The sequence below is a fragment of the Paenibacillus sp. Aloe-11 genome (genome assembly GCF_000245715.1).
Classification (GTDB): domain Bacteria; phylum Bacillota; class Bacilli; order Paenibacillales; family Paenibacillaceae; genus Paenibacillus; species Paenibacillus kribbensis.
Genome location: NZ_JH601068.1, coordinates 1 through 13,424 on the forward strand (window position 1 = coordinate 1; position 13,424 = coordinate 13,424).

Below are 13,424 nucleotides of genomic sequence, written 5' to 3' on the forward strand. Positions count from 1 at the left end.
TTTTGACAATATTGAAAAAATAGAATACGATTGGAGTGAACGATCATTCTATTTTTAAATATTATGGAGGCTTCCTGTGTTTGAAATGTACAAAAAATCCCCAAAAGCAGTGCTTGAGACAACACTTAGGCTTTTGAGAACAAACGACCTACAAGCTACATCAATGTCTATGATCTCTAAAGAATCAGGCGTTTCTATGGGAAGTATTTACAACAGTTTTTCAGGAAAAGAAGATATTATTAATAAGCTGTTTACAGGTATTGTAGATTTCCAAACTGACTTAGTCCTGAATAGTCTTGATAACGATTCCCCTATCCCTGAACGTTTTGAGAAGGCATGGAGGAAAGTTATTCAAACGAATATTGATTATCCAGACGCGTTTCAGTTTTTGGAACAATACTCTCTATCCCCATACATTTTTGAAGCATCCAAAGAAGCTGCGTACAATGGTAAACGGTGCTCTTGTCTATCTGAGATATATGAACAAGCCATTCAAGAGCAACTGTTTGTTCCATGGGACCCACAGTTAATGGTGCAAATGCACTGGGGAGCTATTGTTTATTTGGTTAAAGGACATCTTCAAGGATTCCATGCTCTTTCCTCTGATGTTATTGCAATGGTAGTTAGCACCAATTGGAATTCTGTAAGCACAGCCAAAGGCTTTAATCTTTTGCAATTACGAAAGGAGATGTAAAATCGCTATCCATGATGCGTAAAAAATATAGTCCATTTGAAACTATATTTTTTTGTATAAATTAGAATGAACGTTCACTACAAAAAATTGGAGGAAGTTGATTATGGAAAATAAAGTTGCATTCATAGTTGGTGGAACTGGAGATATTGGTAAGGCAACAGCCAAAGAATTAGCCGCTCGAGGAGCCAAAGTTTTTATCGGGGCCCGACGTGAACAAATAGGTGAGCAAATTGCACAAGAGATTCGTGATACGGGTGGAGAAGCCTTCTTTATCAAAATAGATGTAACAGACGAAGAAAGCATAAAAAAAGCGATTAGAACGATTGTTAATCAATATGGACGACTGGACTGGGCTGTCAATAATGCAGCTGTTAATTTAGAGTTATCAGGATTAGCTGATTCGGATAATAGCAGTTTCTTGAATGCAATGAACACTAATGTATTTGGTGTATATTTGAGCATGAAGAACGAAATCCAACAAATGCTTAAAAATGGTGGGGGATCAATTGTCAACGTTTCTTCCGTAGCTGGCCTGAAGGCATTTCCGGCATACAGTGCTTATGTTGCATCAAAGCATGCAGTTCAAGGACTAACCAAAGCAGCTGCACTTGATTATGCAAGTCAGGGTATTCGTATCAATTCTATAGCTCCAGGGCAAACCCAAACAAAGGCAGCCGTTGAACATCAAGGAGGAGCTAATACTGTTGATTATATTCCAATGAAACGAGCTGCTGAGCCAAAAGAAGTGGCAAAAGGTATCGCATGGCTTCTATCTGACGAAGCTTCCTACACAACAGGAACTACTTTAATGGTTGATGGTGGCGTAACGGTTTAAAAATATTTAATGATCTGAAATTAGCTAAAAATAATGGTACGCTTAAAAAGGTCGCCTGTGGCGGCTTTTTTGTTGGTTGTTAACGACAATGGTTGTCTATTGGCCGTGTTATAGGTTCTCTTCTGAGGTAAACTGCCCGTTTAATGAAGCATCGTCAGTCTAACACTTTATTCTTCAGTATAGAAACTTTATTTTCTTCTGACATTATGCAATTTAAATTCGCTCTGATTGACCAAAGCGGTCCCCCACTACATTTAATAAAAAGCCCGATGATACTTGCTCATCGGGCTTTTGTTAAATACTTACTAAGAAGATATATTATTGTTATTTGTCATTAATATTTAGTATACAACTTTATTGTATTTGATCAATATTTTAAATCAAGAATTACTAATCCTTATTCTACAGTGACACTTTTCGCCAGGTTGCGTGGTTTGTCGACATCATGTCCTAGTGCAAGGGAAGCGTAGTAAGCCAACAGTTGGAGAGCTACAACTGAAATGGCAGCCGACAGAATTGGAAGTGTCTTCGGAATTACAAATACTTGATCCACGGATTTCAGCAGCTCAACAGCATGCTCTTCATACGTGATTGCAAGCACGTCACCGCCACGAGCCTTGACTTCCTTAATATTACTCACGGTTTTCTCCAACACGGATTCCTGCGTTACCAAAGCGATAACCGGAATACCGTCTTCGATCAATGCCAGTGTACCATGCTTCAATTCACCTGCAGCATAAGCCTCGGAATGAATGTAGGAGATTTCCTTGAGCTTCAAAGAGCCTTCTTGTACTACAGCATAGTCCTGACCGCGTCCAATAAAGAACAGGTGCTTGTGGCTCGCAATTTGCTCAGCATAGGTTTTGATTGCATCTGCTTTACCCAGCATTTCTTCCACTTGCTCTGGCAGTGATTCCATAGCAGCCAATACATGAGCAACTTGCTCATCCGTTTGTGTGCCACGTACTTGAGCCAGATACAGACCAAACAGATAGAAAGCAATCAACTGCGAAGAGTATGCTTTGGTGGAGGCTACGGCAATTTCCGGTCCTGCCAGTGTAACCAGCACATCATCTGCATCACGGGCAATGGAGCTGCCAACTACGTTTGTAATCGCCAGTACATGAGCGCCATTTGCTTGTGCTTCACGCAATGCTGCCAACGTATCGGCAGTTTCACCGGATTGACTCACCACGATCACCAATGTGTCTGGTGTTACGATAGGGGAGCGGTAGCGATACTCGGAAGCCACGTCATTTTCCACCGGAATACGAGCCAGACTTTCAATAACTGTACGACCAATCAAACCAGCATTGTAAGCTGTACCACAAGCAACGATTTGAATATTGCGGATATTTTTAATTTGTTCTTCTGTTAGCTTCAGTTCAGGAAGAACAACTTTTTTAGTTTCTTTATCGATACGGCCCAACATAGTATCACGGTAAGCCTTAGGCTGCTCATGAATTTCTTTCAACATGAAATGCTCATAGCCGCCTTTTTCCGCTGTTACAGCATCCCATTCGACATGAATCATTTCCCGAGAAATAAATTGACCTTCGATTGTCATTAATTCGACGGCATCACTGGTCAAAACAGCCATTTCGCCATCGTTCAAAATAAATACATTGCGTGTATATTTCAGAATAGCCGGAATGTCGGAACCGATAAAGTTCTCGCCTTCTCCCACACCGATAACCAGCGGACTTGCTTGACGAACAGCTACCAGCTTGTTAGGTTCATGTTCTGTCAGCACACCCAGTGCAAAAGCACCGCGCATAAAGGTAATTGCTTTTTGTACCGCTTTAACGATATCTCCTTTATATTCACGCGCAATCAGATGGGAAATAATTTCAGTATCCGTTTCGGAAATAAAGGTATGACCTTCGCTGATCAGCTCTTCCTTCAGTTCCAGATAGTTCTCAATAATCCCGTTGTGAACAACAGAGAACTTTTGGCTCTCATCCATATGTGGATGGGAGTTTTCATCTGAAGGCTTACCGTGCGTTGCCCAACGTGTATGCCCGATACCTGCATGGCCCAACAATGGCGCACCATCCAGCTTTGCTTCCAAATTCGCCAGACGACCTTTAGCCTTGGCTATTTGCAGTCCTGAATCTGTAAACACGGCAATACCCGCAGAGTCATAGCCGCGGTACTCCAGCTTTTTCAATCCGTCAATCAATACCTCTTGCGTATTCTGATCACCAATATATCCTACAATGCCACACATATTCGTTATCCTCCCGATCATCATTTCACAGGACGACCCATCACAGGACTAACGTGTGCGGTAGATTGAGGAATAAAGTTCATTCATCTATGAAGTTGTCAATGATAACTATAAAAATTACAGGCATCTCTTCACGAATGCAACGAAATTCCCGAACCGCGCACGCCAATGATGATGGCCGCACATTCATGAAATGAATCTTATAATTTTAGGTTATAAAATATAATGGCATCTACCGGTGCGTTGTGTAAACAGTTGCCTGTTCATTTTCCGCTGCCGGTTTGCGGCTTAATGCTTCACCGGAAGGTCCCCGCCGAATGTTTCGAACACCTTCACCTCGTCAGCTTGCTTTGTCGTGAACTGATATGAGTGCAACATCATCTTGACTGATGCATTGCTTACCTACCAAGTTCCCCCGCACAAAGTCAAGCTCTGGCGCTTGTTTTACGTTACCTCACAACCCTCGCTTTCTCTATCTGAGTCACAGCATTCCTATATTATATTCAGCCCTGTAACATTTGGCAATAACACTTTATTCATATTTACTGATACAGGTTAAGATTCAATGGCAGTTATATAACCGCAAACGCAGTTGCCTGCTTCTATTCAACAGGCAACTGACGTTTACAAAATTTTAAACTAATTCTTTTTTGACCACATCTACGATCTGTCCGACAAATTGCTCCAGTTCACCCTTGTCCGGGCCTTCTGCCATCACACGAATAAGCGATTCTGTCCCCGATGCACGGACCAGTACACGCCCATTATCCCCTAATTGCTGTTCCACCTGCTCAATCGCTTCTGCAATAGCAGGATTCCCCTCGTAATTGCGTTTATCCTGTACACGCACATTAACCAGCACTTGCGGGTACTGCTTCATGAGCGATTTCAGCTCACTCATCTTTTTGCCGGAAGCTTTCAGGGTATCTACCAGCTGAATCCCGGTCAGCATGCCATCTCCTGTCGTATTATGATCCAGGAAAATAACATGGCCAGACTGCTCGCCGCCCAGATTAAAGCCGCCCCGGCGCATTTCCTCCATTACATAACGATCCCCGACCGCAGTCTTTGCAGTCTTGAGTGCCAGCTTTTCCGTAGCCTTATAAAAGCCGATATTACTCATTACGGTTGATACAATGGTGCTGTCCTTAAGCTTTCCAGCGCGGTTCATGGCATCCCCGCAAATGCAAAGGATATAGTCGCCATCTACCTCTTCCCCGTTCTCATCAATTGCGATCAGACGGTCAGCATCACCATCAAAGGCCAGACCAATATCCGCTTTCAAACGGAGCACTTCCTCCTTCAGCTTTTCCGGATGAGTCGAGCCGCAATGATCATTGATATTCAGCCCATTGGGCTCCGCACCAATCGTGTGTACTTCCGCTCCCAATTCCGTAAAAAGCTTCGGCGCCAGCTCATAAGCTGCCCCGTTTGCACAATCCAGTACAATTTTGAGTCCTTCAAAGGAATGACTAATTGTTGTTTTCAAATATTCAAGGTAATCGTAGCGGGAATGCTCATCTACAACAACCGTCCCCAATCCTCCACCAATCGGACGAGGCAGCTGGTCTTCTTTTGCATCCATCAATTCTTCGATCTTCAATTCTGTTTCATCTGTCAATTTGAACCCGTCGCCGCCAAAAAACTTAATCCCGTTGTCTTCCACCGGATTATGGGAGGCCGATATCATCACACCCGCATCAGCTTTCAGTTGCCGTGTAAGATAAGCCACCCCCGGCGTCGAAACGATCCCCAGACGAACCACGTTAGCCCCAATAGACAGCAAACCGGCTACAAGCGCCGATTCCAGCATCAGACCAGACACTCGTGTATCCATACCAATAACAACGGTTGGTTTCTCCACATTACCTGCTAAAACGTATCCGCCGCAGCGGCCAATGCTATATGCCAGCTCTGCTGTAAGCTCCTGATTAGCAACGCCTCGTACACCATCTGTACCAAAATATTTCCCCATGTTAAAATGACTCCCTTTTCTTGTCTAATAAATCTCGATTAATTACTACAGATAAAACATGTTATGGCTGACTGCTGTCCGGGGTTCCATTGGCAGAAGAATCTGCGCCGTTATGAGGACTTGTCTTATCCTCCGCAGCTGCATTCCCCCCGGAATTAGCATCAGGGTATCCTCCCTGACTGTTTTGCCCCTCCTGTGGCCTCTCCTGACCCTTGTCGCCACTACCGGAAGGATTTGATTCATTCTCACTACTTGGATTCGTTACAGCAGGCGTTGAAGGGCCCACAATGCTTACTGTTGCTTTTAGCTGATCGGTGCTCCCGGCTTGCGTAATATATTTAGGCAAGCCTAGCTGCAATGTAACCTCATGCTGACCAGCCGCAAGGCCACTTACATCTGCCACCAGACTAATATCATCATTGGTTAAATTGCTTACCATATCCTGCGGTCCCCTCACAGTAACATCCATCGTCTTACTAGTGGGCGCTATAATGGTCGCAGTAGTTCCATCCCCTGTACCCTGTAAAACGATTGGAATGCCAGTGAGCGTCCGTTCCGTATCTGTGACCTGATTGGAAGGAACAACCGTCACCTCAATTTGTATCGATCCTGGCTCGATTTTATCAGAACCAGCGGGCGCTGCCAAATTAGCTTGGACTGTACGAGTACCTGCTTCCGTAAATTGACTGAGATCCACTGTGGCCGTGACGTAGGAGCTAAGGCTGCTCAATACATTCTGCGATGCATATACGGCCGCTTCCTTCACGTTTGCATTTACCTTGGAAAGTGCCAGTCCGTCTGGCAAATCTCCCGAATAGACGATCTTAACAGGCACAGACTTGGCCTGCTGTGTTACCGGAATCTCGACAGACACTGTAGATGGCTCGATAACCGCTCCTGTAAGCTCTTGCCCCTTTTTGTTGTAAGCCTTCAGTTTTACACGCTTCTGCTCGAATTTCTCAGTGATGCCATCCGTATCGACGGCCCCTTGCACTGCAGTTACGGTACTCAACTGACTCTTGGGTAAGGTCACCTGCACAGTTTGAGGAGTAATCACAGGCTTGCCAAGCTGCAAACCAGCATCCGGGCTGCCTTTGGGCACAATAGAAACATTAAAAGATTTCGTTTGCTTTTCCTCAATCGTTACTGTAACACGATTTGGAGTCATAGATACCAATTCTACCCCATTCGGTAAATCCGGTTCGAGTGCCAATGTTCGAGTACCTGCGCCCAGACCGCTTAAATTTAATTTTGCCTTATAATTATCCGCAAAAAAAGAAGTCAGCACAGAGCGCTGTCCTCTGACCTCCATCCTTACATGGTCAGTATCCATAGTAGACAACACATATTTGGACTCATCCAGACCACTGGCCTGAATGGCCACATTATCAATCACCTTATTATCATAAGAAACGGTCAGCGTAGATGAAGGTGTGCCTGTATCCAGATGAACCATTCCCCACAGCATCACGGCAACGGCCAGCGCCAATATTTTGGAAATCGTATTATTGTTAATCCATTTGTCCATCATGAATTTCCACGGCCTCCCCTCCGATTCCAGAATGAGCCGCGTTTTTCCTTCAAAGATGGTGTTGGCCGCAGCTCCTCATACAGCTTGGAAATTAAGGATTCTTCCTTAATGTCACGCACGACCTGTCCATTAATAGCCAAAGAAATTTGCCCTGTTTCCTCCGATACCACGACAGTTACGGCATCGGTTACCTCGCTCACCCCAATCGCAGCCCGGTGACGAGTTCCCAGTTCCTTGCTGATGAACGGATTTTCCGACAACGGTAAATAACATGCTGCAGAAGCAATCTGCTTATTTTGAATAATCACCGCACCATCATGCAGAGGCGTATTTGGGATAAAGATATTAATTAGCAGCTCAGAACTGACCACTGCCTGTGTCTTGATACCTGACTCCGTATATTCGTTCAACCCTGTCTCGCGCTCAAATACAACCAAAGCTCCTATTTTTCTACGAGATAAATAATTCAGCGCCTTAATCATTTCCCCAATTAACTTGTTAATCTCCTCATCATCCGCAGACGAACGCCCAAATAATTTGCCTCGCCCCAACTGTTCCAGAGCACGACGCAACTCAGGCTGAAAAATAATAAAAATAGCCACCACACCAAAAGTGAACATCTGATTCATCAACCACTTGAGCGTGTACAAATCAAACCAAGTGCTAATTGCCCAAATGACGACCAGAAACAATATGCCTTTCAACAATTGAACTGCACGCGTTCCGCGAACAAGTAAAATAAGCTGATACATAATATAGGTAACGATCAAAATGTCGATAATATCTTTAATGGACTCTTTCCAAGTCAGGTCCGCAAAATAATCCAACATGCGCATGCCCCCGCAATTTTCTGTAGTGAGTGGGTGTAGTATGTACACAGTATGCTCTCTCTATCTAGGTTATAACGATAAGGCTCGCGTTGCAAGCTGCGCGACAAAAGAACCGCTAAAATCAGTAAAATACAGTACAATTCGCCAGCTTCATATACAAAAGAACGCCTTTTCCAGCGGAAAGAGGCGCTCGATATCGTTTTTGCCATTTCAAACTTCTTTTATGGAGAAGACGGGCCCCCAAACAAATCGGAAACTTTATACCAAATCCAATCCAAGGTTTGATCAATACTTTTGACCTGTCCTGCAATATGAGCTGTGGACGCTTGATAGTAGGAACCGTCAATCACAGTTACATTTCCTTCCACATCGCCGTATACCCGAGCCTTGCCATTTTGTACTGTCAAATCTCCGGCAATGGATTTCCCCTCAGGCACAATCACTGTATCGCCTTGAATAACGACTTGATCCAGATTGTTGCCTTTGACTACCAATTGATTATCCGTGCTTGAAAAGCTGGCCATACTTGAACATACAACAATAAGAAAGAAGGCAGCAGCTGTTACGGCGGGATGCCTTTTCACCCAAGACAGCATAGGAGCCACGGTCTGTCTTTTATGTGGCGGCAAAGCATTCATAATGCGAAATGTCAGCTCATCCGATACACACGGCACTTGATAATGGCGTGTACCATAAAGCATCGCATCCGTCCGCTCCAGCTCTTTAAAACGCATGCGACATTCCGGGCAGTCTAACAAGTGTTGCTCCAACTCATGTTTATCCCGCTCAGACAGGTCGCCATCCAGATAGTCATGCATAAAAGAGATGGCTAGTTTGCAATCCATATGAGCCAATCCTTTCTAGTATTCTTCCGTGTTTCTCAACATAACATGCTCCTTCTTAGAGCTTTACTCTTCTTACATACGTTATAGCGAGTATTATGTTTCATAAAAAACATCTATACAGATACTTCCCAAGTACTTAAGCATATGATTTACAGCTTGTGCTCCAATTTTTTTCGTAGAAAATCCCGGCCTCTATGAACCCTCGTTTTAATTGTAGTCACGGGAATATTAAGCACATCACTAATTTCCTGCAAGGAAAGCTCCTGCAAGTACCGCAACACCATAATCGTCCTGTATTTGTCTGGAAGACTGTCAATGGCATCATGAATCAAGGCCTGTGTCTCGGACAACAACGTACGCCCCTCAGGGGTAAGCTCTTCGCTAGCGAGCATAGCATACCCATCGACACCTTCCTGATCAGTCATTTCAGCATCAAGTGAGTATGTAGGTTTTCTCCTTCGCAGACGATCAATACATAGATTTGTAGCAATCCTGTAAATCCAGGTCGAGAACTTCTGTCCATGGTCATACTTCTCCAAATTGCGATACACACGCAAAAAAGTTTCCTGCACCAGATCCTCCGCCTCATGGCGATTACCAAGCATCCGGTAGGAAAGATGAAAAATTCGATCTTTATATAACTCGACTAGCTCCGCAAAAGCCCGCTGATCACCTTTCTGTACCAGCCTAACCAAGCGGCTTTCCATATTATCCACTCTATACTCCCCCAGACTTGCTGATGGGTTACCTATTGCATATTTATGATTATTCATCGTAGTTTAATTTTATCCGAAAATCAACTATAGTATTGACACCATCTGAACACTCTTCTGTCATATTTTATTCACACAGCACAATCGGGCACTCTATAAGCGCCCGATCATCTGTATTCATACAGCCAGGCTGTATCAGCCTGTGTTCCTTAATCCCGCGGCAATTCCGTTAATGGTCAATAATACCTCACGCAACAGCTCAGCATCATCTCCATTTTGATCACGCAGCTCCCGTAGCTCGCTAAGCAACTGAACCTGCAAATAACTTAACGGATCGACATAAGGATTACGTAACCGGATTGATTCCTGAATCACCGGCACGTCGTCCAAAATCTCGGATTGTCCGGTTATTTTCAAAATCAGCTCGGATGTAAGCTTGAACTCCTCTGAAATCTGTCCGAAAATACGCTCTCTTGCCTCTTCATTATCGGACATTCCCGCATATTCCTCGGCAATCAGCAAATCCGCTTTGGCAATCGCCATTTGCAGCGTATCAATAAGGGACCGGAAGAAAGCCGAGTCCTTAAACATCGTTTGCAGTACCTTGAGGTTATCCTCATTGTTCTGATAAAAGCTTTGCAGACCTGTTCCAGCCGCATACCATGCAGGTAACAAATAGCGACTTTGGGTCCATGCAAAGACCCATGGAATGGCGCGCAAGTCCTCAAAACGCTCGCTGTTCTTACGCTTCGACGGACGAGATCCAATATTCAGCTCGCCCACCTCAGGCAACGGCGTCGATTCTTTGAAGAAAGCGAAGAAATCCGGATCTCGGAAAATCAAATCCTGATACTTTTCCAGTGATACCTCGGAAATACGGGCAATGATCTCTTCCCAGCTTCCCTCGAACACTTCCTTCTTCCCGGAACGATGATATGCAGCAGCTGTAATCAAGGCTGAGGTCGCCTGCTCCAGACTCCGATAAGCAATGCCTTTGAGCGAGTATCGGGATGAGAGCACTTCACCCTGCTCCGTAATCTTGATCCCGCCTCCAATCGTATGAGGAGGCTGAGCCAGGATGCTGCGGTTAAGCGGCATTCCTCCGCGGCCCAGTGCTCCACCACGACCGTGGAAGAACTTCACTTTTACGCCAAACTCATTAACCACTTCTGTAATGCTGTTCATAGCGACCCGAAGCTCCCAGTTGGCCGTAACCACACCGCCATCCTTGTTACTGTCCGAGTAGCCCAGCATGATCTCCTGAAGCTGATCCATTGCGGCTACGGATTGTCGATATACAGGCAAGTTCAACAATCTTCTCATAATACTTGGTGCAGCATGCAGATCGTCTATCGTTTCAAACAAAGGAACGGATTGCAGTGTACATACGACAGTACCATCCTTTTCGATGCGGAACAGTCCCACTTCTTTGGCTAGCACCATAACCTCCAGCAAGTCACTGGCTCCCTGAGTCATACTGATGAGGTAGCTTGTAATGGACTGCTTGCCAAATTCCTTCTGAGCCATATATATCGTGCGATATACGTCAAGACATTCCTGCGTGTTATCGCTATATTTTAAATACGGCGAAGTAATTGGACGGGGTTCGTTCAACAGCTTTTCCAGCAGATCTATCTTTTCTTCCTCCGGCAACTTACCGTAATCTGACACGATATTCATTTTGGAAAGAATTTCAGTCATCGCATTTTCATGCTCCTGACTATGCTGTCGTACATCCAGTGTAGCTGTATGGAATCCGAATAGCTCTACCTGGCGAATCATCTTTTGAATATACGTATCTGCCACATAATCCGCAAAATGATGACGCAAACTGTTATCAATAACATTCAGGTCTGCAATAAGCTCTTCAGCAGTGCTATAACGTTCCCTAGTGTCCTGTTTATTTTCATCCAAAATGTTATTCACCTTGGCAATCATGTATGCGAGTTTAATCCGATAAGGCTCTTTTTCGTTATGCCATACTTCCATCTTCTTGAGCGTAATATGTGAACGATCTTCTTCAATAGAAGCCAGCAGATCATCTGAAACGCGCACAATGCTAGTGCTAAAGCTCAAGTATCCCATAAGTTCTTTCAGTGTGTGCTGATATTCTCTTAGAGCCAGCTTGCGTTGCATACGTAACGTTTCCCAAGTTACATGAGATGTCACAGACGGATTGCCGTCTCGGTCCCCACCAATCCAGGAGCCAAATCTCAGGTAGGTTGGAATGTGCCATTTTTGCTCGGGATAATATTTGCTTAAACATCGTTCCAATTCTTGGTATACATCCGGCAATACATGAAACAAAGTCTCATGAAAATAATACATTCCATTTCTCACTTCATCTAATACAGTTGGCTTGCGGTCACGCAGCTCATCTGTCTGCCACAGTGTAATTACTTCATTCAGCAGATTCTCCCGCACCTGTTCCCGCTCGCGCAAGGTAAGCATCGGATTGTCCAGCAGCATGACATCCTCAGAAATTCGCTTATGAATATCCAGAATTACCCGTCGTGTTGCTTCTGTAGGATGTGCGGTCATAACCAGTTCCAGAGAGAGCTCTTTCAGCATATTGCTGACGTCCTCGGCAGAGAATCCCCCTTGCTTAAGCTCCTGAACGGAACTTTCAATGGAGCCGCGTTGAACATCTTCACCAGCGGAATGCTCATAATCCCGCTTACGACGAATACGATGATTTTGCTCAGCGATATTCACCAACTGAAAATAAATCGCAAACGCGCGAATAACCTGGTGACGAATATCCGTATCCAGTCCGCTGACCATTTGTTTGAAATTCTCGTACAACTCCGGCTGATACCCGGCACGTAACGATTTACTTGTCTCACGTATTTTTTCCACGATATCCAAAAGTTCGTTGCCACCCTGATGAACCAAAACCTCACCAAGAATATTTCCTAGAAAACGAACGTCCCGCCGCAGCAGATTATTGGATTGGTTTTTGTTTGCGGTTAACGTAAGCTCGGTCATGCTTTTCCCCCCATCTGATCTGTTCCACACCATATACAGTCTTGTTGCAAAGGTACGTATACACACGAAATTTGACACTTTCTTAACATCATACAATAAAAACGTATGAAAAGCTGCAAAATTTACAGTAAAAAATCATGTATTTTAAATACTTTTTTTGAGAATATATTGGTTTTTTATGCATTAAAATGAAATTAGATGAACTTAGTTAAGAGTATCCAAAGAATTTCATGAAAATTTATACACAATTCTTATAAACAGTGTGATTTCCGGAGCAAAAATTCATGCATCATTATGTGTACATGTTTATGATTTGTTGACAATATGAAGCTAATCAAGCTTCTATCCACAAAGATATACACAAAACTTGTCACCGATCAATAATATAGATGTGTTTTTCATCCAATAATCTGCTATTACCCACATAAAAAGAAGATAATGTGTACAACTAGACAGTAACTTTTGAGTTATCACCATAAATTCATACCGTTAGCAGTCATAGGATTCCTATTTATAAGGGATTTGATCAGGAAATTAGTCTTACTACAGGAGAAAGATATATATTGGAGGACAAACTCGGGATCTAGGCGTTACAGTAACATGAGCCTATTTAGAATATGCACAAGTCATACCCAACTGTGCATGAAAGAGATACATTGGCAAAGAACTCTAAACAACAAAGTGGATATAATGTGGACAAAATAAAAAGAAGCCTTTCGGCTTCTAGGTAATCATTAAGCGGGTGATGGGAATCGAACCCACGCTATCAGCTTGGAAGGCTGA

9 protein-coding genes are annotated in these 13,424 nt (G+C 43.9%); 2 read left to right on the forward strand and 7 right to left on the reverse strand.

Annotated features, from left to right (window positions below; genetic code table 11):
• Positions 1–85: 85 nt before the first annotated feature.
• A complete protein-coding gene (locus WG8_RS22240) occupies positions 86–694 on the forward strand; it encodes a TetR/AcrR family transcriptional regulator (RefSeq protein ID WP_232289154.1) in 609 nt (202 codons plus the stop codon).
• A 103-nt stretch (positions 695–797) separates the two neighbouring features.
• On the forward strand, positions 798–1,529 hold the full coding sequence (locus tag WG8_RS22245) for an SDR family NAD(P)-dependent oxidoreductase (protein ID WP_007432537.1): 732 nt from the start codon (positions 798–800) through the stop codon (positions 1,527–1,529).
• Positions 1,530–1,926: 397 nt separating this feature from the next.
• Here WG8_RS22245 and glmS read toward each other — a convergent pair whose 3' ends face one another.
• From glmS to ppc, 7 genes are all read right to left on the reverse strand, one after another.
• A complete protein-coding gene (glmS, locus tag WG8_RS22250) occupies positions 1,927–3,759 on the reverse strand; it encodes a glutamine--fructose-6-phosphate transaminase (isomerizing) (RefSeq protein ID WP_007432538.1) in 1,833 nt (610 codons plus the stop codon).
• 634 nt (positions 3,760–4,393) lie between these two features.
• On the reverse strand, positions 4,394–5,734 hold the full coding sequence (glmM, locus tag WG8_RS22255; protein WP_007432539.1) for a phosphoglucosamine mutase: 1,341 nt from the start codon (positions 5,732–5,734) through the stop codon (positions 4,394–4,396).
• A gap of 61 nt (positions 5,735–5,795) precedes the next feature.
• Positions 5,796–7,265, reverse strand: a complete 1,470-nt coding sequence (locus WG8_RS22260) for a CdaR family protein (RefSeq protein WP_007432540.1) — start codon at positions 7,263–7,265, stop codon at positions 5,796–5,798.
• Positions 7,262–8,095 (reverse strand): diadenylate cyclase CdaA, encoded by an 834-nt coding sequence (gene cdaA / locus WG8_RS22265; RefSeq protein ID WP_007432541.1) that lies wholly within the window; start codon positions 8,093–8,095, stop codon positions 7,262–7,264. Before cdaA ends, WG8_RS22260 begins: the two co-directional genes overlap by 4 nt.
• Before the next feature lie 221 nt (positions 8,096–8,316).
• Positions 8,317–8,940, reverse strand: coding sequence for a zf-HC2 domain-containing protein (locus tag WG8_RS22270; protein ID WP_007432542.1), 624 nt, complete (start codon positions 8,938–8,940; stop codon positions 8,317–8,319).
• A 149-nt stretch (positions 8,941–9,089) separates the two neighbouring features.
• Positions 9,090–9,656 (reverse strand): RNA polymerase sigma factor SigW, encoded by a 567-nt coding sequence (gene sigW, locus WG8_RS22275; RefSeq protein ID WP_007432543.1) that lies wholly within the window; start codon positions 9,654–9,656, stop codon positions 9,090–9,092.
• Between the two features lie 192 nt (positions 9,657–9,848).
• The gene (gene ppc, locus WG8_RS22280; RefSeq protein WP_007432544.1) at positions 9,849–12,641 is read right to left on the reverse strand and encodes a phosphoenolpyruvate carboxylase; all 2,793 of its coding nucleotides are present in this window, start codon (positions 12,639–12,641) and stop codon (positions 9,849–9,851) included.
• Positions 12,642–13,424: the final 783 nt, after the last annotated feature.

What these genes read in the sequence shown, in the direction of transcription:
- glmS (WP_007432538.1), bottom strand. Translation starts at nt 3,759, where the DNA reads ATGTGTGGCATTGTAGGATATATTGGTGATCAGAATACGCAAGAGGTA.
- WG8_RS22260 (WP_007432540.1), bottom strand. Translation starts at nt 7,265, where the DNA reads ATGATGGACAAATGGATTAACAATAATACGATTTCCAAAATATTGGCG.
- WG8_RS22270 (WP_007432542.1), bottom strand. Translation starts at nt 8,940, where the DNA reads ATGGATTGCAAACTAGCCATCTCTTTTATGCATGACTATCTGGATGGC.
- glmM (WP_007432539.1), bottom strand. Translation starts at nt 5,734, where the DNA reads ATGGGGAAATATTTTGGTACAGATGGTGTACGAGGCGTTGCTAATCAG.
- ppc (WP_007432544.1), bottom strand. Translation starts at nt 12,641, where the DNA reads ATGACCGAGCTTACGTTAACCGCAAACAAAAACCAATCCAATAATCTG.
- WG8_RS22245 (WP_007432537.1), top strand. Translation starts at nt 798, where the DNA reads ATGGAAAATAAAGTTGCATTCATAGTTGGTGGAACTGGAGATATTGGT.
- WG8_RS22240 (WP_232289154.1), top strand. Translation starts at nt 86, where the DNA reads ATGTACAAAAAATCCCCAAAAGCAGTGCTTGAGACAACACTTAGGCTT.
- cdaA (WP_007432541.1), bottom strand. Translation starts at nt 8,095, where the DNA reads ATGTTGGATTATTTTGCGGACCTGACTTGGAAAGAGTCCATTAAAGAT.